Origin of the sequence: Nocardiopsis metallicus (assembly GCF_014201115.1) — a bacterium.
Classification (GTDB): Bacteria; Actinomycetota; Actinomycetes; order Streptosporangiales; family Streptosporangiaceae; genus Nocardiopsis; species Nocardiopsis metallicus.
On sequence record NZ_JACHDO010000001.1, the window covers coordinates 2,682,429 to 2,706,089 of the forward strand.

The 23,661-nt window shown below is 72.1% G+C and carries 24 protein-coding genes; 12 read left to right on the forward strand and 12 right to left on the reverse strand.

All coding sequences use genetic code 11. The annotated features are described in order from the left end of the window. Positions 1-5 precede the first annotated feature (5 nt). On the forward strand, positions 6-479 hold the full coding sequence (locus HNR07_RS11425) for a Clp protease N-terminal domain-containing protein (protein WP_184364904.1): 474 nt from the start codon (positions 6-8) through the stop codon (positions 477-479). Next, positions 476-1,366 carry an alpha/beta fold hydrolase gene (locus tag HNR07_RS11430; RefSeq protein ID WP_184364905.1) on the forward strand — a complete coding sequence of 297 codons (891 nt, stop codon included), beginning with the start codon at positions 476-478 and terminating at the stop codon, positions 1,364-1,366. The genes HNR07_RS11425 and HNR07_RS11430 overlap by 4 nt, the downstream gene beginning before the upstream one ends. On the opposite strand, the gene HNR07_RS11435 is transcribed toward HNR07_RS11430, so the two are convergent. Beyond that, complete coding sequence (locus HNR07_RS11435) at positions 1,344-2,027, reverse strand: GTP pyrophosphokinase (RefSeq protein ID WP_184371904.1); 684 nt, start codon at positions 2,025-2,027, stop codon at positions 1,344-1,346. The two genes, HNR07_RS11430 and HNR07_RS11435, sit on opposite strands and share 23 nt — an antisense overlap. Before the next feature lie 209 nt (positions 2,028-2,236). Next, positions 2,237-3,739, reverse strand: coding sequence for a carboxylesterase/lipase family protein (locus HNR07_RS11440; RefSeq protein ID WP_184364907.1), 1,503 nt, complete (start codon positions 3,737-3,739; stop codon positions 2,237-2,239). 272 nt (positions 3,740-4,011) lie between these two features. Here HNR07_RS11440 and HNR07_RS11445 point away from each other — a divergent pair, with 272 nt between their 5' ends. Next, entirely contained in the window at positions 4,012-5,328 is a 1,317-nt protein-coding gene (locus HNR07_RS11445) for an LURP-one-related/scramblase family protein (protein ID WP_184364909.1), read from the forward strand. A 157-nt stretch (positions 5,329-5,485) separates the two neighbouring features. Then, positions 5,486-6,445 (forward strand): quinone oxidoreductase family protein, encoded by a 960-nt coding sequence (locus tag HNR07_RS11450; protein WP_184364911.1) that lies wholly within the window; start codon positions 5,486-5,488, stop codon positions 6,443-6,445. Positions 6,446-6,590: 145 nt separating this feature from the next. On the opposite strand, the gene HNR07_RS11455 is transcribed toward HNR07_RS11450, so the two are convergent. Then, a complete protein-coding gene (locus tag HNR07_RS11455; RefSeq protein ID WP_312893750.1) occupies positions 6,591-7,499 on the reverse strand; it encodes an LLM class flavin-dependent oxidoreductase in 909 nt (302 codons plus the stop codon). Between the two features lie 45 nt (positions 7,500-7,544). Then, complete coding sequence (locus HNR07_RS11460) at positions 7,545-7,826, reverse strand: GNAT family N-acetyltransferase (protein ID WP_184364913.1); 282 nt, start codon at positions 7,824-7,826, stop codon at positions 7,545-7,547. 162 nt (positions 7,827-7,988) lie between these two features. On the opposite strand from HNR07_RS11460, the gene HNR07_RS11465 reads away from it, so the two are divergent. The 4 genes from HNR07_RS11465 to HNR07_RS11480 are packed head-to-tail and all read left to right on the forward strand — an operon-like array spanning position 7,989 to position 11,820. Continuing rightward, entirely contained in the window at positions 7,989-8,744 is a 756-nt protein-coding gene (locus HNR07_RS11465; RefSeq protein ID WP_017580973.1) for an SDR family oxidoreductase, read from the forward strand. After that, complete coding sequence (locus tag HNR07_RS11470; RefSeq protein ID WP_184364915.1) at positions 8,741-9,562, forward strand: SDR family oxidoreductase; 822 nt, start codon at positions 8,741-8,743, stop codon at positions 9,560-9,562. The genes HNR07_RS11465 and HNR07_RS11470 overlap by 4 nt, the downstream gene beginning before the upstream one ends. Next, entirely contained in the window at positions 9,559-10,602 is a 1,044-nt protein-coding gene (locus tag HNR07_RS11475; RefSeq protein WP_184364917.1) for a phosphotransferase family protein, read from the forward strand. Before HNR07_RS11470 ends, HNR07_RS11475 begins: the two co-directional genes overlap by 4 nt. Before the next feature lie 6 nt (positions 10,603-10,608). Then, complete coding sequence (locus tag HNR07_RS11480) at positions 10,609-11,820, forward strand: acyl-CoA dehydrogenase family protein (protein ID WP_184364919.1); 1,212 nt, start codon at positions 10,609-10,611, stop codon at positions 11,818-11,820. 120 nt (positions 11,821-11,940) lie between these two features. Here the strand turns inward: HNR07_RS11480 and HNR07_RS11485 are convergent, their stop codons facing one another. Both HNR07_RS11485 and HNR07_RS11490 read right to left on the reverse strand, forming a co-directional pair. Next, positions 11,941-12,555, reverse strand: coding sequence for a TetR/AcrR family transcriptional regulator (locus HNR07_RS11485; protein WP_184364921.1), 615 nt, complete (start codon positions 12,553-12,555; stop codon positions 11,941-11,943). A gap of 189 nt (positions 12,556-12,744) precedes the next feature. Continuing rightward, the gene (locus HNR07_RS11490) at positions 12,745-13,161 is read right to left on the reverse strand and encodes a VOC family protein (RefSeq protein ID WP_184364923.1); all 417 of its coding nucleotides are present in this window, start codon (positions 13,159-13,161) and stop codon (positions 12,745-12,747) included. Positions 13,162-13,230: 69 nt separating this feature from the next. On the opposite strand from HNR07_RS11490, the gene HNR07_RS11495 reads away from it, so the two are divergent. Genes HNR07_RS11495 through HNR07_RS11505 form a run of 3 tightly spaced genes read left to right on the forward strand, consistent with a single transcriptional unit; the run spans position 13,231 to position 15,350 of the window. Next, positions 13,231-13,863 carry a TetR/AcrR family transcriptional regulator gene (locus tag HNR07_RS11495; RefSeq protein WP_184364924.1) on the forward strand — a complete coding sequence of 211 codons (633 nt, stop codon included), beginning with the start codon at positions 13,231-13,233 and terminating at the stop codon, positions 13,861-13,863. Between the two features lie 37 nt (positions 13,864-13,900). After that, positions 13,901-14,488, forward strand: coding sequence for a GbsR/MarR family transcriptional regulator (locus HNR07_RS11500; protein WP_376769916.1), 588 nt, complete (start codon positions 13,901-13,903; stop codon positions 14,486-14,488). Between the two features lie 58 nt (positions 14,489-14,546). Further along, positions 14,547-15,350, forward strand: coding sequence for an SAM-dependent methyltransferase (locus HNR07_RS11505; RefSeq protein ID WP_184364926.1), 804 nt, complete (start codon positions 14,547-14,549; stop codon positions 15,348-15,350). 23 nt (positions 15,351-15,373) lie between these two features. On the opposite strand, the gene HNR07_RS11510 is transcribed toward HNR07_RS11505, so the two are convergent. The 6 genes from HNR07_RS11510 to HNR07_RS11535 all read right to left on the reverse strand — a co-directional run bounded on the left by HNR07_RS11510 (position 15,374) and on the right by HNR07_RS11535 (position 22,653). Then, entirely contained in the window at positions 15,374-16,174 is an 801-nt protein-coding gene (locus HNR07_RS11510) for an ABC transporter ATP-binding protein (protein ID WP_312893753.1), read from the reverse strand. Beyond that, positions 16,171-17,283, reverse strand: coding sequence for a FecCD family ABC transporter permease (locus HNR07_RS11515; protein WP_376769917.1), 1,113 nt, complete (start codon positions 17,281-17,283; stop codon positions 16,171-16,173). The genes HNR07_RS11510 and HNR07_RS11515 overlap by 4 nt, the downstream gene beginning before the upstream one ends. Next, positions 17,280-18,296, reverse strand: coding sequence for a FecCD family ABC transporter permease (locus tag HNR07_RS11520; RefSeq protein WP_184364929.1), 1,017 nt, complete (start codon positions 18,294-18,296; stop codon positions 17,280-17,282). Before HNR07_RS11520 ends, HNR07_RS11515 begins: the two co-directional genes overlap by 4 nt. 21 nt (positions 18,297-18,317) lie before the next feature. Beyond that, positions 18,318-19,343 carry an iron-siderophore ABC transporter substrate-binding protein gene (locus HNR07_RS11525; RefSeq protein ID WP_184371912.1) on the reverse strand — a complete coding sequence of 342 codons (1,026 nt, stop codon included), beginning with the start codon at positions 19,341-19,343 and terminating at the stop codon, positions 18,318-18,320. Positions 19,344-19,625: 282 nt separating this feature from the next. Continuing rightward, the gene (locus HNR07_RS11530; protein ID WP_184364931.1) at positions 19,626-20,780 is read right to left on the reverse strand and encodes an FAD-dependent oxidoreductase; all 1,155 of its coding nucleotides are present in this window, start codon (positions 20,778-20,780) and stop codon (positions 19,626-19,628) included. A gap of 199 nt (positions 20,781-20,979) precedes the next feature. Next, positions 20,980-22,653: a glycoside hydrolase family 13 protein gene (locus tag HNR07_RS11535; RefSeq protein ID WP_184364933.1), complete on the reverse strand. Its 1,674-nt coding sequence runs from the start codon at positions 22,651-22,653 to the stop codon at positions 20,980-20,982. A 162-nt stretch (positions 22,654-22,815) separates the two neighbouring features. On the opposite strand from HNR07_RS11535, the gene HNR07_RS11540 reads away from it, so the two are divergent. Next, on the forward strand, positions 22,816-23,616 hold the full coding sequence (locus HNR07_RS11540) for a cyclase family protein (RefSeq protein ID WP_184364935.1): 801 nt from the start codon (positions 22,816-22,818) through the stop codon (positions 23,614-23,616). Positions 23,617-23,661 lie beyond the last annotated feature (45 nt).

Sequence of the window (23,661 nt, forward strand, 5' to 3'; positions counted from 1 at the left end):
CAGCCGTGGCAGCCCGAACACGCACCGGCCTGGGCCAGGTCTACCTGGACGCCAGTACCGAAGCCCTGCTCCGCGGCGACCGCAAGGTCGGCACCGAACACGTGCTCCTGGCACTCCTGCGCGACGAGGGCTCCGCCCCCGCACGGGCCCTGGGGACGGGGGCGGGCGTGGACCTGGCCAGCGCACGCCGTGCGCTGGAGCACCTGGACGGGCAGGCCCTGGCCGCGCTGGGGATCACGCCCCACTCCCCTGGCCCGGTCCTGCCCGGACGGGCCAGCGACCGCCTGTCCCTGACCCCCGCCGCCAAGGCGGTCTTCAAGGGGCTGCGCGCCGAGGCGGGGAAGGAGAGCATCGGTCTGGGACACGTCCTGCGCGGGCTGCTGAACCGCACCCGCCCCGATCCGGTGTGCGCCCTGCTGGACGCCCTGGACGTGGACCGGGACGCGATCCGCGCGCGACTCGAGGAGCAGACCCGATGACCGCGTCCCTCCCCGCGCACGAGACCGGCTCGGTGACCTCCCGCGACGGCACCCTCATCGGCTACCGGCGGCTGGGCGGCGGACCGGCGATCGTGCTCTGGCACGGTTCGATGATGTCCTCGCACAACCTGCTGCGGCTCGGCTCCGCACTCAGCGACCGGTTCACCGTGTACCTGCCCGACCTGCGCGGACGCGGACTCAGCGGCCCCCACGGACCCGGGTTCTGCCTGGAACGCGCCGCAGGGGACGTGGCCGCGCTCGTGGAGCACACCGGGGCGCGCGGAGTCTTCGGGCTCAGCGCGGGTGCGGTCCCCGTCCTCAGGTGGGGGCTCACCGCACCGAGGAAACAACGGATCGCCCTGTACGAACCACCGCTGGCGGTGGGTGCCTTCTCCCCCACCGCCTGGCTGCCCCGTTACGAACGCGAGATGGCACAGGGCCGGCCAGCCGCGGCGATGGCGACCGTCGTACGGGGCACCCAGGACCCGCCCTGGCTCCGATTCGTGCCCCGCACCGTGCTGGTTCCGCTCCTGCGCCTAGGGCTGCGCGCCCAGGCCGAACAGGTCCGGCAGGCCGGTGCCGGGGTACCGCTCCGGGACCTGCTGCCCACCATGGGCGCGGACGCCCGGATGGTGCGCGAGTCCGCCGGACTGGCCGAGGCCGCCGCGACCGCGCGCGCCAGGCTCCTCCTGCTCGGCGGCTCCCGCAGCGCCCGCTACCTCCGCGAGGCCCTGGACGCCCTTGAGGACGGCCTGCCCGGCGCCGGGCGGGTGGAGTTCGCCGGGCTCGGTCACCTGGCGGCGGACAACGACGGCCAGCCCGAACGGGTCGCCGACGCCCTCGCTGGCTTCTTCGCCCCGCTCCTCAGTCGGAGCGCTCGGAGTTGACCCGGTCGGCCAGCGCCTGCAGGAGCTCTTCGGCCAGCGGCAGCTTGCGCAGCTCCTCCGGTCCGGGCAGCGTGGTCCTGGCCCGGTCCCCCTGCTCGCGGACCTCGCCGTGCAGGCGCTCCATGGTCACGTCCAGCCGGTTGGCGGTCTCGGCCGCCTCGCGGATCTCGTCCAACAGCCGCTCGGGGACCGACTTGCCGTACTTGTAGTAGATCTTGTGTTCCAGGCTGGCCCAGAAGTCCATCGCGATGGTGCGGATCTGGATCTCCACCGGCACGTCCACGGTCCGGTCCGACATCCGCACCGGGGTCTCCACCAGCAGGTGCAGGCTGCGGTAGCCGTTGGGTTTGGGAGAGCGGATGTAGTCGCGCTCCTCCATCACCTTGATGTCCTCGTGCCCGGTCAGCATGTCCCGGATCGAGTAGGTGTCCGAGACGAAACTGCACGTCACCCGAATACCGGCGATGTCGAGGATCGCCCCGCGGATCTCGTTGAGGTCGAAGGGCACCCCGCGCCGCTGCGCCTTCTCCATGATGCTCGCCGGGCTCTTGAGCCGGGAGCTGACGTGCTCGATCGGGTTGTGGTCGTGGGTGTAGCGGAACTCCTCGTTGAGGATGTTGACCTTGGCCATCACGGTGTCGATGGCGAACTTGTAGGACATCAGAAACCGCGCCACATCGTCGCGGGCCGCCAGCAACGCCTCCGGCACGTCATCCACCACGAAAACAACCCCCGTCACACCAGTACCGATCCCCGTAACCGCATGTTACCGAGCCGTGTGTCCGCTACCTCCAAGAGCGGGGAAACCCTGTGTGACGGGGGCTACCGCACCGGGCCCGTCGGGGCACGTCGGAGTGCCGCCCGGGGCTCCTACCTGGGATCGAGGGACACGTCGGCCCACAGGGCGCGCACCGCGGACGCGTCACCCTCCGTCAGGGAGTCCTCGATGTCCCAGACACGCACCACCGTCGCGTCCGGCCGGACCGCGGGCCACCCCGGGTCTCCGGTGGCCGCGAAGGCGCTCCAGGCCCCCACCATGCGCTCGGACAACCCCCGGTAGCCCTCGTCCGGCTCGCCGTCGCACAGGAACACCGCGAGGTCGCAGTCCAGGTTCCCGAACGCGAAGGGCAGGTCGAAGGCGTGGCAGGCGCCCAGGCGCCCCTCCATCGTGCGGCTCTGCGCGGCGAAGCGGAAGAAGTGGGCGCTGCCGCCCGCCGCCGCCTGTGCCTCGGCCAGCCGGACGGAGTACTCGCAGAACATGGCGTCGCCGCGGATCTCGGTGAACAGCTCGCGCAGGGAGGCCTCCGGATGGACCGCCCGGTAGGCCGCCACCGCCCCCTCGCCCAGGCCGAGGCGGCTCGCGGTGACCGCGAGGGCCGCCTCGCCGTCGATCTCCACCTTCTGGCCGAGCTCGGTGAAGAGCCGGTACTCCTCGGTGTTGTGCCCCACGAGCAGGGTCACGTCGGCGGCGGCGCCGCGGGCGATGGCCGCCAGCGGGGCCTCGGGCAGTTCGGGGCCGCCGACCACGGGGGCGTAGCAGGTGAACGCCTTGGTGCGCACGCCCCCGCTGCCCTCTCCGCTGCCGGAGAGGACCTCGTCGGTGGCGGCCAGGATCTTCTCGGGGGCCAGGGCCGCCAGGGACTCGGCCTCCAGCGGCACCCCGGCGGCCTTGGCCACGCCCTCGGAGACCGCGCGGGCGGTGTCGACGGTGAGCATGTCCCCGGGGACGCTGTGCGCGACGGCGCGGTGGAAGAGCCCGCGGGCGTCGGGCGAGGCCATCAGGCAGACCACGGAACCGGCACCGGCGGACTCCCCCGCGATGGTGACGTTGCCGGGGTCACCGCCGAAGGCGGCGATGTTGTCGCGCACCCAGCGCAGCGCGGCGGCCTGGTCGAGCAGCCCCCGGTTGTCGGGGCGGCCGGGAACGTGTCCGAAGCCCTCGAAGCCGAGCCGGTAGTTGACGCTGACCACCACCAGCCCGGCCTCGGCCAGTCGGGTGCCGTCGTAGGTGGCCTCGGCACCGGATCCGACGATGTAGGCGCCGCCGTGGATCCACACCAGGACTGGGGCCGCCGTCCCCGCCTCCGTGGAAGACCACACGTTCAGCACCAGGCAGTCCAGGGAGGTGTCCGGGCTCCAGGGCGCGGCGCCGATGAGCTGGGTGCCCTGGGGCGCGGGCGGTCCGGGCTCGGTGCAGTCGCGGACCCCGTCCCAGGCGGGGGCGGGCGCTGGTGCGGCGAAGCGGTGCTCTGCGAAGGGCGCGGCGGCGTAGGGGATGCCCCGGTGGACCACGATCCGCCCGTCCTGTGAGCGGGGCGAGACGGTTCCGCGAACCGGTCCGTTCGCGGTCCTCACGATGTACTCGGCGTCCACGTGTTCCTCCTTGGGGGTCGGCCTTGATGCGGCCTTCACGGCCGGGCCCGGGGTCGGCGCTGCATCCACCTAACATCGTTAGGTTTCTCCGCGCAAGCCCCGGCCGGGGACCGGAACCGGGAAGGGGGCGCGGGCGTCGAAGCCAGACGATAGGTTTTCAGCTGGATTCTCCTGAATCCCTCCCCGCCTGAGCCTGCTTGTCCTGACCCCAACTGGCCCGAACCCCACCGACCCCTCCGCCCGGCCGGGCGAGAGCGCCGGAAAGGCCCCACATGCACGCACCCCTGTTCACCGCCCCTGTGCTGCTGGTCGAACAGCCCCGCCATCTGTTCTCCTCCGAGGGACACTACGAAGTCCTCAGCGAGGCCGGTCAGCCGCTGGCGTACGTGAACGAGCACATGACCTCGTGGTCGAACACGCACCGGCGCAGCTCCCAGCTGCCGCACCGGTTCACGATCTACGCGCCCGACGGGCACCCGCTCCTGACCCTGGACAAGCCCTGGGACCGGGGCCGTCCCTACATCCACGTGAGCGGCCCGCACAACGAGCCCTACGGCAGCATCGTCCAGGACCGCTCCTTCATGGGCTCGCGCTTCCGGCTCAACGACCCCCGCGGTCACACCGTCGCCGAGATCCGGGGCGACTGGAGCGGCTGGGACTTCACCGTCCTGGACCACGCCGGGATCGAGATCGCCCGGATCGGCAAGGAGCACCCCGGCCTGGGCGGGCAGTTCTTCACCACCGAGGACCGCTACGCGCTCGAGTTCGCCTACGACCTGCCCTGGCCGCTGCGCCGCCTGGTCATCGGCGCGGCCATCACCATCGACGTCCTGCTGCACGAGCGCGAGCCGGAGTTCTACCACTCCAACTACGCCGACTTCGGGCGCTACCCCGAGTACGGCTACCAGCCCCGCCACCACTGGCACCACCCCCGGCGCGGCTACGTCGCCGCCCGGCGCAGGCGTCCGCCGCTGGTGGTCCACACCTGGCAGCCGGTGCGCCGCCGGGGCTACGTCCCCGTCCGCCAGCGCGCGACCAGCTCCCGGGCCGGATACCGCACCTTCTCCTCCCGCTCGGAGGCGCCCGCGCCCCGGGTCAACCGCACACCGCGGGTGGAACGCCGCGGCGGGGCGGGGTTCGCGTCACGGTCGGAGGCCCCCTCCACCGGGGCGGCGGCCCGCCGTGAGCGCCAGGGACGCGCCCAGGGCGGTGGCGGTACCTCCCGAGCGGCCAGGCTCAAGCGCGATGCCTCCCAGGGCACCACGGCCAGGCGCGCCAGGGACGGGATGACCGGCAGCGGGAGCGGCGGCGGTGGCCTGCGTTCCTCCTCGGGGATCAACCGCCCCTCGGGCTCTTCCTCGCGATCCGCCTCCTCCTCGCGGGGCACCTCCTCCCGTGGCACGTCGACCTCACGGTCCGGCTCGGCCTCGCGCGGCACGTCCGCTTCGGGCCGCTCGTCCTCGCGGAGCACGTCCTCAAGGGGCGGGGCGAGCCGTTCCGGTGGCGGCTTCAGCAGCCGCTCCAGCAGCGGCCGGTCCAGCAGTAGTCGGTCCAGCGGCGGCCGGTCCGGCGGCAGCCGCCGCAGGTAGGCACATCAGTGGACAGGCCCCACCCGCGGGCAGCTCCACCAGCGTCACATCCGGGGTTCCTCGTCCAGCGCTTCACGGACGAGGGACCCTCGCCCACTACGCATACCATCCGGTCGGTATGATTCCCCTCCACAGCCGACCAGCAGGAAGGTCCACCATGCGCGCCATCCAGATCACCGAGTTCGGCGGACCAGAGGTCCTCGTACCCACGGAACTCCCCGACCCCGAGCCGGGCCAGGGCGAACTCCTCCTCGACGTCTCCCTGATCGGGGTGAACTTCGCCGACACGCACCAGGCCGAGAACAGCTACCTGGCCCCCTCCAGCCTGCCCATGGTCCCCGGTGGCGAGGTCGCCGGGCACACCGCCGACGGCCGCCGCGTCGTGGGCCTGCTCAGCGGCAGCGGCGGCTACGCCGAGCGCGCCGTGGTCGACCCCAACCTCGCCTACGACATCCCGGACGGCGTCTCCGACGCGGCCGCCCTGGCCCTGATCGTCCAGGGCACCTCGGCCTGGCTACTGCTGCGCAAGACCACCCGGATCTCCCCCGGCGAGTCGGTCGTGGTGCACGCCGCGGGCGGCGGCGTGGGCACGCTCGCGGTCCAGCTGGCCAAGCAGTTCGGCGCCGGCCGCGTGATCGCGGTGGCCAGCACCGAGGAGAAGCGCAAGCTCGCCCTGGAGCTGGGCGCCGACGCCGTGGTGGACTCCGCCGCCCCCGACATGACCGCCGCGCTGATCGAGGCCAACGAGGGCCGCCGGGTGGACATCATCCTGGACATGGTGGGCGGCCGGGTCACCGACGAGAGCATGCGGGCGCTGGCCCCGTTCGGACGGCTGGGCTTCTACGGGATGGCCTCGCGCGAGCTGCCCTCTCCGGTGAAGCTGCCCAACCTGATGCGCTTCTCGACCACCGTGGGCGGCATGTGGCTGCCACACGCCTTCCTGCTGCCGGGGGACGTGGTCGGTCAGGCGATGAACGAACTCTTCACGATGGTCGCCGAGGGCAGCCTCCGGCCGATCCTCGGGCAGACCTACCCTCTGGCCGAGGCCCGCCGAGCCCACGAGGACCTGCGGTCCCGCGGCACGGTCGGCAAGCTGACCCTCGACCCGTCGCTGTAGTCATCCGATGGATCATCGCCCCTAGAACGCCCACCTTTACGAAGTAGATTTTCATTTGTCCGGTTTCTCCGTTCCGGGTGGCTCGCCGCGCCCCGGAACGGAGAGACAGCGGACGGCCCGGGGGCTGGCCGGAACCGAACCCCGGTCAGGCCCGCCCCGCGCGGACCGCTTCACGGACGGCGGGTACCACTTCCCGGGCGAACAGCTCCACCTGTGCGGCCGACTCCCCCGCCGGACCGAGCACGAAGGTGTCCATGCCCCGCTCCAGCACCAGTTCGGCCAGGGTCTGCACCCACAGCTCGACCGGACCCTCCAACGGACCCTGCCCCGCGGAGGTGCTGTCGGTGATGGTGCCCCACAGGTTGTACACCCGGCGGATGGCAGCCGGATCGCGTCCGCTCTCGGCCGCGCCCGCGTCGATGCGCTCGTGCATCGCCGGCAGCTTCTCGGGCCCCACATAGGCGTGGGAGACCACCCAGCCGTCGGCACCCCGGCCCACCGCCCGCAGCATGCGAGGGCCGCCCACCCCCAGCCAGATCCCGATGTCGTGCGCCGGTGCCGGGCCCGGCTTGACCCCGGCCAGCCGGTAGTGCTCGCCCTCGAATCGGACCGAGCGCCGGTCGGACCACATCAGCCGGATCACCTGCATCGCTTCGAGGAGGGAGTCGGCGGCCTCGCGCGGGGTACGGCGCTGACCGCCCATGGCCTCGATCGCCTCCCAGAACGCCCCGGCACCCAGCCCCAGCTCGAAGCGGCCGCCGGAGAGCACGTCCAGGCTGGCCGCGTTCTTGGCCATGACCGCGGGCTGGCGCAACGGCAGGTTGGCGACGTCGGGGAAGACCCGGAGGCGTTCGGTGCGCGCCAGCACCGTGGCCATCAGGCTCCAGGCGTCCAGGTGCCGTCGCTGGTAGGGATGGTCCTGAATCCCCACGAAGTCCAGTCCGCCGCGCTCGGCGGCCTCGACCACCGCCCAGGTCCGCCGCAGCGCCTCCCTCCCGGCGTCCGGGGAGGGAAAGACCCCGAAGGCGATCTCACGCCCGTAGTCCACGCTCACGTTCGCGCCTCCTTCCTCACTCACTCGCCCCGTCTGCATGACCGATCACTTGTAGACGAGGTCCGCGTAGTCGCGGTGCCGCTGGATCCAGCCCTTGACGAAGGGGCACAGCGGAAGCACGGCCAGTCCACGGGCGCGCACGTCGTCCAGCGCCTCGCGGATCAGGGTGCTGCCCATCCCCTGCCCCTCGAAGGCCGGGTCGATCTCGGTGTGGGTGAAGGTGATGAGGCCTTCGGTGAGGATGTACTCCGCGTACCCGGCGACCTCGCCGTCGGCCCTGACCTCGTATCGGCGCCTGTCGGGAATGTCGGTGACCTCGGTTGCCATGCCGGAACCTCCTGGGTGTGGGGTACAGCCGTAGGGTACGGGCGGCCTCGCCCGCGTCCGAGCCATTCTCGCCCTTGACCTGCCCGCGTCCCCCTTGCGGCACGCGCCCTGACGGACATAGAGTCTCCGTGACATACCGACCAGTCGGTCTAAGGAGTACGTATGACTTCGCGGTTCGACGGGCGCACCGCCATCGTCACCGGTGCCAGCCGCGGCATCGGCCTGGCCATCGCCCAACGGCTCGTCTCCGAGGGCGCTCGCGTGTGCATCACCGCGCGCAAGCCCGAGCCCCTCCAGGAAGCCGTGACGGCCCTCGGCGGCCCCGAGCACGCCATCGGGATCCCCGGCCGCGCCGACGACCCCGAGCACCAGGACGCGGCGATCGCCGCCACCCTGGAGGCCTTCGGCAGTGTCGACCTTTTCGTCAACAACACCGGCATCAACCCGGTCTACGGGCGCATGGTCGATCTCGACCTGGACGCCGCCCGCAAGATCTTCGAGGTCAACGCGCTCTCCGCGATCTCCTGGGTGCAGAAGGTCTACAAGGCCTGGCTGGCCGAGCACGGCGGCGCCATCGTCAACGTCTCCTCCGTGGCCGGGATCAAGCCCGCCCCCGGGATCGGCTTCTACGGCGCCACCAAGGCGATGCTCAGCCACATCACCGAGGAGCTCGCCGTCGAGCTGGGGCCGAACATCCGGGTGAACGGCGTCGCCCCGGCCGTGGTCAAGACCCGCTTCGCCGAGGCCCTGTACGAGGGCCGCGAGGAGAAGGTCGCCGCCGCCTACCCGCTGAACCGCCTGGGCCTGCCCGAGGACGTCGCGGGCGCGGTCGCCTTCCTGCTCTCCGAGGACGCCGCGTGGGTCACCGGCCGCACCCTGGTGCTGGACGGCGGCGTCACCCTGACCGGAGGGGTGTGACCGGCGTGGAGCTCAAGAACACGCAGCCGAAAGGCACGCAGCTGACGGATGTCGGAGCCGTGGTGACCGGCGGCGGCAACGGGATCGGCGCGGCGATCGCCCGCCGCCTGGGCGCTGCCGGGGCACGGGTCGTGGTCAACGACCTGGACGCGGGCGCCGCCGAGGCCGTGGCCGCGGAGATCAGCGGAATCGCCGTGCCCGGGGACGCAGCCAGCGAGGCGGGCGTGACCGCCCTGATCGCCGAGGCCGGGGCGCACCTGGGCGGAATCGACCTCTACGTGGCCAACGCCGGGGTCGCCGTGAGCGGCGGCCCCGAAGCCCTGGAGTCCGACTGGGACCTGTCCTGGCAGGTCAACGTGATGGCGCACGTGCGTGCGGCCCGCGAACTCGTCCCGGGCTGGCTGGAGCGCGGCCGCGGCCACCTGCTCACCACCGTGTCCGCGGCGGGCCTGCTCAGCATGCTCGGCAGCGCGCCCTACTCGGTGACCAAGCACGCCGCCCTGGCCTTCGGCGAGTGGATGTCGGCCACCTACGGGGACCGGGGCATCACCACCCAGTGCCTGTGCCCCCTGGGTGTGCGCACCAACATGCTCGACGACAGCGGGTCGGAGGGCCGGGCCATCCTGGCCGGGGACGCCATCACGCCGGAGGAGGTCGCCGACGCGGTGATCGCGGGGCTCGCCGACGGGCGCTTCCTGATCCTGCCGCACCCCCAGGTCGCTGACTACTACGCGGCGCGGGCCGCTGACACCGACGCCTGGCTGGCCGGGATGCGGCGCCTGCAGGCCAAGGTGTTCGGCACGCAGGAGCAGGCATGAACGACGAGATCTCCGGTGACGGCCCCTCCGACGCCGAACTACCCGGACTGGACCTGGAGCGGCTGCGTTCCTACCTGGACCGCGAGCTGCCCGGGCTGGTCTCGGGGCCGCTCGGCGGGAGAGTGATCGCGGGTGGCAAGTCCAACCTGACCTACGCGGTCACCGACGGCACCGGCTCCTGGGTGGTACGCCGCCCGCCGCTGGGGCACGTGCTGGCCACCGCCCACGACATGCCCCGCGAGTACCGGGTGATGACCGCGCTGCGCGACACCTCCGTGCCGGTACCGCGCACGCACGTGCTGTGCGAGGAGACCGAGGTGCTCGGCGCGCCGTTCTACGTCATGGAACACGTGGCGGGCACGCCCCTGCGCACCCTGGACGAGATCGCCCCGCTCGGGACGCAGGGCGCGCGCAAGGTCGCCGACGGGCTGATCACGACCCTGGGCAACCTGCACGCGGTGGAACCCGCCGAGGTGGGCCTGGGCGACTTCGGCCGCCCGGCGGGCTTCCTGGAGCGCCAGGTGCGCCGCTGGAGCAAGCAGTTGGAGGCCTCGCGCAGCCGGGACATCCCCGGGATCGACGAGTTGCGCGACGAACTGGCGGCCAGGCTGCCCGAGCAGGGCGCGCCCGCGATCGTGCACGGCGACTACCGGCTCGACAACGTGCTGGTCACCGACGACGGGCGGCTCACCGCCGTTCTGGACTGGGAGATGGCCACCCTCGGCGCCCCCCTCGTGGACCTGGGGCTGATGCTCGTCTACCGGGAGCAGCCGGTCATCGGCGGCTCGCGACCGGCCACCTCGGCCGAGGGTTTCCCCTCCTCCCCCGAGCTGGTGCAGATGTACGCGGCGGCGACCGGCCGGGACGTGTCCCGACTCGGCTGGTACGTGGCCTTCGGCTGCTTCAAGCTCGCGGTGATCGCCGAGGGCATCCACTTCCGGCACAGCCGGGGACTGACCGTGGGCGCCGGCTTCGACGGGATCGGCGACGTCGTCGCACCGCTGGTACAGCGCGCCCACACCATGCTCAAGGAGGACTGAGGACCGATGGACTTCGCTTTCGACGCCCGGACCGAGGAGCTGCGCGAGCGGCTCCTGGCCTTCATGGACGAACACGTCTACCCCGCCGAGCCGGTGTTCGCCGCCCAGCTGGCGGAGCGGGAGGACCCCTGGGCGATCCCGCCGGTGGTGGAGGACCTCAAGGCCGAGGCCCGCAAGCAGGGATTGTGGAACTTCTTCCTGACCGGTCACCCCGAGCACGGCGGGCTGCCCAACCTCCAGTACGCCCCGCTGGCCGAGATCACCGGGCGCAGCTCGCACCTGGCACCGGTGGCTCTGAACTGCGCGGCCCCGGACACCGGGAACATGGAGGTGCTGACCATGTTCGGCACCGACGAACAGAAGAAGCGGTGGCTGGAGCCGCTGCTGGACGGGCGCATCCGGTCCGCCTTCGCGATGACCGAACCCGAGGTGGCCTCCTCCGACGCCACCAACATCACCACCCGCATCGTCCGCGACGGTGACGAGTACGTGGTCAACGGACGCAAGTGGTACATCAGCGGGGCGCTCAACCCGGCCTGCGAGATCCTCATCGTGATGGGCAAGACCGACCCCGACGCCGAACGGCACCGGCAGCAGAGCATGGTGCTGGTGCCGCGGGACACCCCCGGGCTGCGTATCGGGCGCGGTATGAGCGTGTTCGGCTACGACGACAGCGACCACGGCGGCCACGCCGAGGTGTTCTTCGACGACGTGCGCGTTCCCGCGGCGAACCTGATCGGCGGCGAGGGCGAGGGGTTCGCGATCGCCCAGGCCCGGCTGGGCCCTGGCCGTATCCACCACTGCATGCGTTCCATCGGTGTCGCCGAGCGGGCCCTGGAGCTGACCTGCAAGCGGGTGCTGGACCGGGTGGCCTTCGGCCGTCCGCTGGCCGAGCAGGGCGTGGTCCGCGAGTGGATCGCCGAGGCCCGGGTGGCGATCGAGCAGCTGCGCCTGCTGGTGCTCAAGACCGCCTACCTGATGGACACGGTGGGCAACAGGGGCGCGCACACCGAGATCCAGGCGATCAAGATCGCCACCCCGCGCACGGTGGAGTGGATCCTGGACAAGTGCGTGCAGGCCCACGGCGCCGCCGGGGTCAGCCAGGACACCCCGCTGGCGGGCTGGCAGGCGGGGGTGCGCTCGCTGCGCCTGGCCGACGGCCCGGACGAGGTGCACCTGCGCTCCCTGGCCCGCGCCGAGCTGCGCAAGTACTCGTAGAGGACTCACGAGGCGCTGTGGCGTAGCGAAGCCGCACGAAACGAACACGGGAGAGGGACCGGGGCGCCCACCGTCCCGGTCCCTCTCCCGTGTTCGTGGTGCGGTCCGGGCCCTTGCGGGTCAGCTCTGCGGGCGCAGGCCCGCGATGAGCAGGTCGGCGAAGTGGCGGCCGACGTCGTCGCCGGTGAGCTGGCCGTCCTGGCGGTACCAGGTGCCCAGGTGGTGCACGGAACCGAAGAAGTAGTCCACGACCAGGTCGGCGGGTACGTCGGAGCGGAAGACCCCTTCGCTCTGCCCCTGCTCGACCATGGACCGGAAGAGCTCGTGGTACTGGCGGCGTTCGGCGCGCACGCTGCGCTGTTTCTCCGGGGCGAGCTGGTGCATGGACCGGAAGAAGATCTTGGTGTCGTCGAGATTGGCGATACTGGTGACGATGACGTCGGAGGCGGCCGCGTGGACGCGCTCGGCGACGGGGGCGTCCCGGGAGGAGATCTCCACGAGGTGCTCGGTCTGCATGCGCAGGACGCGGCCGTAGACCTCGTAGAGCAGGTCGTCCTTGGACCCGAAGTAGTGGTACATGGCGCCCTTGGTGACCCCGGCGGCGGCCACGACCTCCTGCACCGAGGTACTCTCGAAACCCCGCTCGGCGAAGAGCCGGGTCGCGGCGCGCAAGAGGCGTTCGGGCACCGAACCCCGCCCGGCTTCGGCTTCGGCCGTTCGTTGTCCTCGTGCCATGTCCCGCCTCACCTCGTGCCCCCGTCCCCCGGTGGCGATTCGACTACCGACCGAGCCAGCATACCGACCGGATGGTACCCGTGCGTGCGCACGGGAGGGCCCGAGGGGATGCGGAGGGAATCCAGTGAGCTCGGGGAACCGGGCGAGGCGGTCCGGCCCGGACGACTGGTCGGGCGCCCGCCCGGATGACTACCCGAGGAACTGTGCGGCGAACTCCTCCGTGGGGGCGATCGGGGTGATGACGTCCACGAGGACCCCGGCGGGGTCGGCCACGATGAAGTGCCGCTGGCCGAAGTCCTCGTCGCGCAGTTCGAGCACGGGGGTCAGACCGCCCTCGACCACGAGGCGCCGCCACTCGGCGTCCGCGTCGGCCACCTCGAAGTTGAGCAGCACCCCCTGGGCGGAGGAGGCACGGAAGCCCTCGGGCAGGGTCGGGTGGCCCGCCTCCAGCAGGGCGAGTTCGTGAGCGGGCGGGCCGGGACGGCGCAGGCTGACGTACCAGTCGCTGACGAAGACGTCCTCGAAGCCGAACCAGTCCCGGTAGAAGGCGTGGCTCTCCGACAGCCGGGGCGTGCACAGGACGGGATAGAAGCCGCTGGGTTTCATGAGCACCTTTCAAGGACTACTTTCACATACCAAAGGTATGTTGAGTTACGCTATTCACGTACCTTCGGTATGTCAAGAGGAGGGGCGTTGCCCAAGGACACCGGGGCCAGAGCCGAGCAGCGGGCCCGTACCAGGAGCAGCCTGATCCGGCAGGGCCGCCGCCTGTTCACCGAACACGGCTACGGCGGGGTGGGGCTGGCCGAGATCGTGGCCGCGGCCGAGGTCACCAAGGGCGCGCTCTACCACCACTTCGATGGCAAGGCCGCCCTGTTCCGCGCCGTCCTGGAACAGGTCCAGCGGGAAGTGGGTGCCGCTGTGGCCGAGGCCGCCGACGCCCGCACCGACCCCTGGGAGCAGCTGACGGCGGGGTGCCGGGCCTTCCTCGCCACCAGCACCGCACCGGACGTACGCCGGATCATGCTGGTGGACGGCCCGGCCGTCCTGGGGTGGCGTGAGTGGCGCGCCCTCGACGACTCCTCCTCCGCCCGCCACCTGGCCGAGGCGCTGACCTCGCTGATCGAAGCGGGACTCCTCGCCCCGCAGCCGGTCGCCCCGCTGGCCCGCCTGCTCTCCGGGGCCATGAACGAGGCCGCGCTGTGGCTGGCCGACTCGGGGGGCGCGCAGGAGGGCGAGCAGGCCCTGGAGGACGTGTGGTCGCCGCTGTCCCGCATGCTGGAGTCCCTGCGCGACCGGGACAACTGACGCCGGGGCCGTCACCACGGGCGATATCGTGGCCCCCATGGCGCGGGGAGCGAAGGGGGAACAGGCGTTGGACGCGGGTGCGGTGGACGGGGCCGGGGACGGCACGCAGGCGTTCCGCGACGACTTCGTCGGCCGCTTCGCCGCCTACTGGCAGTCCCAGGGACGCCCCAAGGCCGAGGGCCGGATCGTGGGATTCCTGCTGGTCGCCGACCGGGACGCGGTCAGCGCCGAGGAGGTCGCCGAGGGTGCCGGGGTCAGCCGCGGCTCGGTCTCCCAGTCGGTGCGCCGCCTGCGCGAGCTGGGCTTCGTGACCCTGGTCGAGGCGCCCGACAGCCGCTCCCGGCTGATCAGCATGGACGAGGACGTGTGGGGCGGCTTCCTGCGCAACGAACGCTCCTACCTGCGCCAGCAGCGCGACCTGGCCGCCTCCGCCCTGGAGCGCCTGCCCGGCCTCGGCGAGTCCTCCCGTACCCGGCTGCACAACATGTACGACTACATGACCTGGCTGGACGGCTACCACGACGTTCTCCTCGAACACTGGGAGGAGTACAAGGCGGCCCGCCCCCGGAGGAGCACGCGGAACCGGACGGAAGGCCCACCGGACCGGCAGGACCCACGGGACTAGGGTTATCCGGTGTCTACCCGGCCCTGCCGGGCCGCCTACCAACTTCCGGAGCCCCCCGATGGCGAACACCGACCCCCAGACCGCCCGTGAGATCAACCCCGAGGTCCCCCACTCCGCGCGGGTGTGGAACTACTGGCTCGGCGGCAAGGACAACTATCCCGCCGACCGCGCGGTGGGCGACCAGGTCAAGCAGGTCTTCCCGGACATCGTCGAGATCGCCCGACTCCAGCGCGCGTTCCTCGGGCGGGCCGTCACCTACCTGGTCGAGGAAGCGGGCGTCCGCCAGTTCCTGGACGTCGGCACCGGACTGCCCACCGCCGACAACACCCACGAGGTGGCGCAGCGGGCGGCTCCCGAGTCGCGGGTGGTCTACGTGGACAACGACCCGCTCGTCCTCGCCCACGCCCGGGCACTGCTGACCAGCACACCCGAGGGTGTGACCGAGTACGTCGACGCCGACTTCCGCGAGCCCGAGCGGGTTCTGGCCCAGGCACGGCGCACCCTGGACTTCGACCAGCCCGTCGCGCTGATCCTGATGGGGATCGTGGGGCACCTGCCCGACTACGAGACCGCACGCGGCATCATCACCGCCCTGCTCGCGGAACTGCCCTCCGGCAGCTACCTGGTACTGGCCGACGGGACCGACACCGATCCCTCCTCCGTGGAGGCGCACCGCCAGTACAACGAGAACGCCCCGCTGCCCTACAACCTGCGTCCCGCGAAGGAGATCCGCTCGTTCTTCGACGGTCTGGAGCCGGTGGAGCCGGGCATCGTGGCCTGCACCCTCTGGCGGCCCGCCCCGGTGGACGTGGGCGTCGACCGTGAGATCGCGGAGCTGTGCGCGGTGGCCCGCAAGCCCTGACCCGGATCCGGCTCGGCGGGGACTCAGCCCAGGGCGCGCTCGTGCGGGATGACCAACGGGGTGCCGGTCCGGGGGTCGGGGACCACGTCGCAGGCCAGGCCGAAGACCGCCGCCACGCGTTCGGCCGTCACGACCTCCCCGGGCGTGCCGTCGGCGACCACCGCTCCCCGGTCCATCATCACCAGGCGGGTGGCGAACCGGGCCGCCTGGGCGAGGTCGTGCAGGACCGCGACCACGGTGCGGCCGCGCCGGTGCAGGTCGGCGAAGAGCTCCAGCAGGTCGTACTGGTGGGCGATGTCCAGGTAGGTGGTCGGCTCGTCCAGCAGCAGGGTGGCGCTGTCCTGGGCCAGGACCATCGCCACCCAGGCGCGCTGGCGCTGGCCGCCGGAGAGCGAACCCACCTGGACGTCGGCGAGGTCGCCGAGCCCGGTGAGTTCCAGGGCGCGGGCGATGGCCGTCTCGTCCCGCGGGCTCCACTGTCTGAGCAGGGTGTGGTGGGGGAAGCGGCCGCGCGCCGCCAGGGCGCGGACGGTGATGCCCTCGGGTGCGAGGGGGCTCTGCGGGAGCAGGGCCAGTTGGCGGGCGACCGCTTTGGGACGCTGGGAGCGGATGTCGCGGCCGTGCAGGAGAACTGTTCCTGCTTCGGGTCTGTTCACCCGGCCGAGCGCCTTGAGCAGGGTGGACTTTCCGCAGCCGTTGGGGCCCACGATGACGGTGAACTCGCCTTCGGCCACGGTGAGATCGAGGTCGCGCACGACCGGGTCGGCCCCGTATCCCAGGGTGAGGCCCTTCGCGGTCAGCACCGGTGTGCTCGTACTGCTCACAGTTTTCCCCTTCGCCATTCACGGATGAGCAGGTAGCCCAGGTAGAGGCCGCCGATCGCCAGGGTGAAGACGCCGACCGGCAGGCCCTCGCCGATCGGCGCGTGCTGCACGGCCAGGTCGGCCGCCACCAGCAGGACCGCCCCCACCAGGGCGGACAGAACCAGGTTGGGGCCGGGAGCGCCGCTCATCCTGCGGGCGATCTGCGGGGCGGTGAGGGAGATGAAGGCGATCGGCCCGGCCACGCTCACCGCCGCCGCGGACAGGACCACCGAGAGCACGACCGCGGCGGTGCGGTTGGCAGAGGCGCGGGCACCGAGGGAGTCGGCGAGTTCGTCGCCCATCTCGTTGACGGTGATCGGTCCGGCCAGGGCCAGGACGAACGGCACCGCGAGCGCCAGGGTGAGCCAGATGGTGGTCGCGTGGTCCCAGGAACGGGCGCCCAGACTGCCGTTGACGTAGGAAGCCAGCACGCTGGCCTGGTCGCGGGCCATCACCGAGACCACGAAGTGGGTGAAGGCCTGGGCCATGGCGGCCACACCGATCCCCGCGACGATCAGCCGCCCGGGGTCGCGCAGCCCGGTGCCGGTCACCGAGGCCACGACCACGATCGCCAGGGCGGCCCCGGCCAGCGCGCCGATCGGCACCGGGACGATCCCGGGGAGCATGAGCGCGGCGAAGGCGGCACCGGCACCGGCGCCCGCGCCGAGTCCGATCACGTCGGGGCTGCCCAGCGGGTTGCGCGTCACGGACTGGAAGAGCGCACCGGCCAGGCCGAGGGCGATCCCGGTGCCCACGGCGACGGCCAGCCGGGGACCGCGCAGGCGTTCGAGGGCGAACAGGTGGGTGGCCTCGCCCCGGCCGGACAGGACGGCGGGCAGCTGGGTGAGCGGCACGCCGAGACGGCCCAGGCTCAGGGTGGCGGCGGCCGCCGCGAGCAGGATGACCAGCAGTACGAGGCCGACCACGACCGAACGCGGGTGCACCGGCAAGGCGACGTGACCGCCCAGGCGCAGGACGGGGAAGGAGGGGCGCGGCTCCGGCCCGGACCAGGGTTCGGAGGCAGGTTCCGTGCGCGGCTGTCCCGCCCGGGTTCGGTTCGGGTGGTTCACGAACTCGCCCTCATCCTCCGGACCGCGTACAGCAGGACGGGCGCGCCGACGAAGGCCGTGACCACGCCGACCATGAGTTCCATGGGGCGCACCAGGGTGCGCCCCAGCACGTCGGAGAGCAGCAGCAGGGTGGGACCGACCAGGAGGGCGAAGGGCACCTGGTGGCGGAAGTCCACCCCGACCAGGCCGCGCACCACGTGCGGGACGGCCAGGCCGACGAAGGCGATGGGGCCCGCCGCGGCGGTGGCCCCGGCTGCGAGCAGGGTGCCCGCGACCAGGCCGCCCGAGCGCGCCCAGAGGACGTTGGCGCCGGTGGCCACGGCCGCCTCCTCCCCCAGGGCCAGGGCGTTGAGCGGACCCATGACCAGGAGGGCGAGCAGGACGCCCAGGCCGATGACGGGCAGGACCGAGAGGATCACGTCGTATCCGCGCCCGGCCAGGGAGCCCACCACCCAGTAGCGGTAGCTGTCGAAGACCTCGGGCATGCTCAGCGTGACGGCCTGCACGTAGGCGTGCAGCACCGCCGAGACCACGGCCCCGGCCAGGACCAGGCGCACCATGCCGCCGTCGCCGCCGCGGGTTCCCACCGTGTAGGCGGCCAATCCGGCCAGGAGGGCGCCGGGCAGGGACCACCAGACGGTGGCGGTGGTCGAGGCGGGGCCGAGCAGCGCGGTCGCGGTGACCACGGCGGCGGCCGCGCCGGCGTTGACGCCGAGCAGGCCCGGGTCGGCCAGCGGGTTGCGGGTCACACCCTGCATGAGGGTTCCGGCCAGGGCCAGAGCGGCTCCGGCCACGATCCCCAGGAGGGTGCGGGGCACGCGGCTCTCCACCACCGTGGTGGTGTAGGGGTCCGCCTCACCGAAGAGCACCTGCCACACCTCGACGGGCGAGGTGGGTCTACTGCCCGCGACGAGGCTGAGCAGGACCGCCCCGGCCAGGGCCGCCGCGCCCAGGCCCAGTACGAGCACGGTGCGGGCGGGCCTGGCCCGGGGCGGAGCCGTGTTCGTCTGCACGATCGCCTTGTCCGGGTGGGATTAGTCGTCGAGCTTCTGGGCGGCCTCTTCGATGAGTGGCACGTAGCGCTCCAGGGCCCAGGGGACGGTGAGCGGATTGATGATGGAGGAGGCGGTGACGAAGGAGTTGTCGTCGCTGGCGACCACGGCGCCGTTCCCGATGGCGGGGATGGCCTGGTAGAGCTCCTGCGACTCGATCTCGGCGCGGTTGTCCTCGTCGCTGTAGAAGGTGAAGATCAGGTCGCTGTCGGAGAGCTGGTCTGCGTTCTCCAGTCCGATGAGGGCGGAGTCGGTGCCCTCGGTCTCGGGGAAGGTCTCCACGACCGGGTCGACCCGCAGTCCCAGGCCGCGCACCATGGCCACGCGCTGCTCGTCGGGCAGGAAGACGCCGAGGGTGCCCGGTCCGGTGTTGTAGACGTAGGAGAAGGTGAGGTCGGCGAACTCGGGGTTCTGGGCCGCGGCCTCCTCGAAGCGCTCCTCGATCCCGGTGATGAGCTCCTCGGCCTCTTCGGGCTGGCCGAGCGCCTGGCCGATGATCTCGATCTGCTCGTCCCAGTCCGTGCTCCACGCCAGGTCCGGGTAGGCGACGGTGGGCGCGATGTCGGTGAGGATGTCGTACTGCTCCTGGGTCACCCCGGACCAGGGGGCGAGGATGACGTCGGGGGCGAGTTCGATGATCGCCTCGAAGTCGATGCCGTCGGCCCCGGCGAACTGCTCGGGCAGCTCCTCACCGGCCTCGGTGACGGCCTCGTGGATCCAGGGGAGGTATCCGGTGTCGTCGCTGCCCCACTCGTAGCTCTCGACGCCGACGGGCACGGTGCCCAGCGCGATGGCGGTCTCGGCGGAGCCCTGGCCGAGGGTGACCACGCGCTCGGGGCGCTCGGGGATCTCCGCGGTGCCCAGGGCGCTCTCGATGCTGACGGGGAAGGTGCCGTCGGCACTGCCGCCCGCGGGGGCGTCCTCGCCACCGGAGCCGCAGGCGGCCAAGCCGAGGGCGAGGGCAGCGGTGAGTCCGCTGCCGCCGACGCGGCGCAGGGTGGGATGCATGCTCACTGCTTTCTTCGTCACGGGGAGCGGCCGCACCCTTGCGGGCGGGCCGGTGGCGTGCAGGGGGATCCCTCGGAGGAGGGCAGCACGGAGGGACCGCAAAACGGGAGGACCCCGACTTCAACGAAGGTTAGTCTAACCTCACTTCGAGTCATTTCAAAAAAACTGAACCGGGAGGGGCGTTCCCTCCCGGTTCGGGGCCGCGTGCCTGCTTCCCCCTCCCCGCGCCCGGGCGTGGCGGCGTGGACCAGCGGCGCGACGCCCACGCCCCCGGCGGACGGCTCAGGAAGTGCGGTCGGTGAGCGCGTTGCTCGCCCTACCCAGGTAACCGATGTACTGGCTGGTCGCCAAGGCGCCGAGCCGTTCGGCCCCCAGCAGGCGAGGCGGCCCGAAGCGCTTGAGCAGTTCCGCGCCCGAGGCCAGCGAGGCCAGGGCGACCGGCCCCCTCCGGGCGTGCTCGTACCGGCGCAGCGCGGCCGCCGGATCGGTCCCGGCCCGCTGCTCCGCCAATGCCCGGGACAGCGCCAGGGCGTCCTCCAGCGCCTGGTTCGCGCCCTGGGCGGTGGAGGGCGAGAAGGCGTGCGCGGCGTCGCCCAGCAGGGTCGCCCCGCCCCGGCCCCAGACCTTCCTGGGCATCCGGTAGCGGACGTGCTCGAACAGCGCGAGGTCCTCGTCACGGGCGTGCTCCAGGACCGCGCTCACGTCCGGATCGTCCCACCCTTCGAAGAGCCTGCGCAGCACGGCCGCCGGAGCCCCGGGCACGGGGGTGTCCGGCCGCCAGCGCACGTCGAACCACCATTGGACGAGCCCCTCGCCGGCGGGCATCATCCCGCACAGGCCCTGGCGCCCCTGGACGACCGCCGCGCGGGTGCCCGCCGCCAGCTCCACGGGGACCCGGGTGAGCCCCTGCCAGCTGGCCCACCCGGTCGGGCGGGCGGGGTCGCCGTCCCACAGGTCGCGGCGCACGGCCGAGCGGACTCCGTCCGCACCGACCACCACGTCGCCCGTGGCGCTGGTGCCGTCCCCGAAGAGCGCGCTCACCGTACCGTCCGGGTTCAGCCGCACCCGGGTGCAGACACGGCCGAACCTCACCGTGCCCTGGGGAAGTCCGTCCGCGAGGAGCTCCATCAGCGCGCGCCGGGGCACGGCCCGGCTCTCGAAGCCGTAGCGCTCGCGCACCGCGCCCAGGTCGACCGTGTAGCGCACACGGCCCGCGGAGTCGCGGTTCTCCAGGCTGTCCAGGCGGCGGCCGACTCCGGAGACGTCCACGCCCAGTGCGGTCAGGGACGCGACCCCGTTGGCGTGGAGTCCGAGCCCCGCGCCCCCTCTGCGCAGCCCGGAGGCGCGCTCGTGGACCTCGACCTCATGGCCCTGGTCGCTGAGGCCGCGGGCAAGGGCCAGACCGCCCACTCCAGCTCCGACGATGACGACACGCATCAAAGACCCACCCCTGAACGTTCGGCTGCCAGCACGTTGCCGACAGACCGAACATAACGGACCAGGATGTCGGTCAGGGGCGCGTCGGCCGGGCGGACCGCTCCGATGACCCGCCCCGGAACCGCTCCCGGGGCGGGTCGTGTTCGACGGTCAACGGCCGCGGGCGGGCCAGACCGCCGGTCGGCCGGCGGATCAGGGTTCAGCGGATCAGGTGGACCCTGGCCTCCCAGGGGCGCAGCGGGGCCGCGACCGGCCCCGGGTCGGGGAGGTTGCCCAGGAGCAGCTCGGCGTCGGCCGCAGCCAGGTCCCCGGGCAGCTCCGCCTCCGCCCGCTGGCCGCTCCAGTTGGCCAGCACCAGCAGCACCTGGCCGTTCAGCGTCCGGGTGTAGGCGTAGACCCGGGGGTCCTCCTCCAGCAGCGGGGTGAAGCTGCCGTGCACGATGACCGGGTGCTCCTTGCGGAGGGCGATCAGGCGCCGGTAGTGGTGGAAGACCGAACCCTGGTCGGCCACGGCGGCCTCGGCGTTGATCCCGATGTGGTTGGGGTTGACCCCGATCCACGGCGTCCCGGTGGTGAACCCGGCGTTCGCACCGGCGGTCCACTGCATGGGAGTGCGCGCGTTGTCCCGGCTCATCCTCGTGATCCCCGCCATGGCCGCATTCGCGTCGACCTTGCCGGTCTCCACCATGGTGCGGTGGTAGTTCAGGGTCTCCAGGTCGCGGTAGTCGGCGATGTCGTCCATGTGGGCGTTGGTCATGCCCAGTTCCTCGCCCTGGTAGACGTACGGGGTGCCCTGCATCATGTGCAGGGTGGTGGCGATCGCGGTCGCCGACTCCACCCGGTAACGGCCGTCGTCACCGAAGCGGGAGACCACGCGCGGCTGGTCGTGGTTGTTCAGGTACAGGCTGTTCCAGCCCCGGTCGTTGAGGCCGACCTGCCAGCGGTTGAGCGAGGCCTTGAGCCGGACCAGGTCCAGCGGCCGAGGGTCGAACTTACCGCCCGGTCCGTGGTCCAGATCCACGTGCTCGAACTGGAACACCATGTCGAGCTCGCGGTTGACCGGATTGGTGTGGATACGGGCCTGCTCCACGCTCACCCCCGGCATCTCCCCCACGGTGAGCACGTCGCGCCCGGCGAAGGCCCTCTCGTGCATCTCGTGCAGGAACTCGTGCAGGCGCGGCCCGTTGATCGCGTGCTCGGCGAAGATCCCGTAGTCGCCGGCCACCGGCCCGTCCGGGAGCTTGGGGTTCTTGGACACGAAGTTGATCACGTCCATCCGGAACCCGTCCGCGCCCCGGGCCAGCCACCACAGGGCGACCTCGTGCACGGCCGCGCGCACCCGGGGGTTCTCCCAGTTCAGGTCGGGCTGGGAGGGACTGAACAGGTGGAGGTAGTACTCGCCGCGCGTCTGGTCGTAGGTCCAGGCCGGACCGGAGAACACCGAACCCCAGTTGTTGGGCGGGCCGCCGTCGCGCCCGGGCCGCCAGAAGTAGAAGTCCTTCTTGTCCTCGTCGCCCTCGCGCGAGGCGGTGAACCAGGGGTGCCGGTCGCTGGTGTGGTTGATGACCAGGTCCATGACCAGGCGCATCCCGCGCTCGTGCAGCCCGTCCCGGAGCCGGTCCCAGTCCTCCAGGGTGCCGAACCGGGGATCGATGCCGGTGTAGTCGCTGATGTCGTAGCCGTTGTCGTCCCAAGGCGAGGGATAGACCGGCGAGAGCCACACGACGTCCACGCCGAGGAGCTTGAGGTAGTCCAGTTTCTCGACGATCCCGGCCAGGTCGCCGACACCGTCGCCGTCGCTGTCTTTGAAGCTGCTCGGATAGATCTGGTAGACGACGCTGGACTTCCACCAGTCGGCGCTGGGTTCGGGCATGGGTTCCTTCTCCGCTCGGGTCCGGTTCACCATTCAACCGCTCCTGGCCCCGCTTGGGGAGGGGAATCGCGGCGGCTTTCGGGGCGGCTTGCGGGGAGTCTAGGGTTGCCCCGGTCGTTCCCGCGGGCGCATCCGCGGGGACACGCAGACGAAGGGGACACCATGTGCTTGCACGGAACCGGTGAGACCGTCAGGGCCCGCTCCGACGGCTCCGCTCCCGCCGGACCGCCGACCCCGCCGCTCACCCCGCGCCCCTGGCCGAAGGGGTTTCGGCGGGTGGTCGACCTCAGCCACACCCTCTCCCCCGGCATGCCGTCCTGGGACGAGGACAAGCCGGTCCGGGAGACGCTCGCACCGCCCGCGCCCGAGGGCGAGTTCGGGTTCTACGTACAGCGGTGGAGCATGTCCGAGCACACCGGCACCCACCTGGACGCCCCGGGACACGTGATCGGCGGCGGGCGGCTGGTACCCGACATCGACCCGGGCGAGCTCGTGGCGCCCGCCGCCGTGATCGACATCCGCGCGCGGGCCGCCGAGGACCCCGACACCACGGTGACCGTTGACGACGTCCACGCCTTCGAGCGGCTCCACGGCCGTATCCCGGCCGGGGCCGCGGTGCTGATGTGTTCGGGGTGGAGTACCCGCTGGGCGGAGGGCGACGGGCGGGTCCGGGGCGTGGCGGAGGACGGCTCGTGGCACTTCCCCGGTTTCTCCGCGGACGCCTGCGAGTTCCTGGTCTCCCAGCGGGCCATCGCCGGGACCGGGGTGGACACGCTGAGCACCGACCCCGGCAACTCCACCGAGTTCGGCGCCCACGAGGTGGTGGGCCGCGCCGACCGGTGGGGGCTGGAGGCCCTGACCGGGTTGGAGCAGCTGCCGCCGAGCGGGGCGATGATCACGGTGGGGGTACTGCCGGGCCTGGACGCCTCCGGCGGTCCGAGTCGGGTCCTCGCCCTGTGGTGAACTGACGCCGGTGACCCGGCCCCGGTATCTCACCGGGGCCGGAGG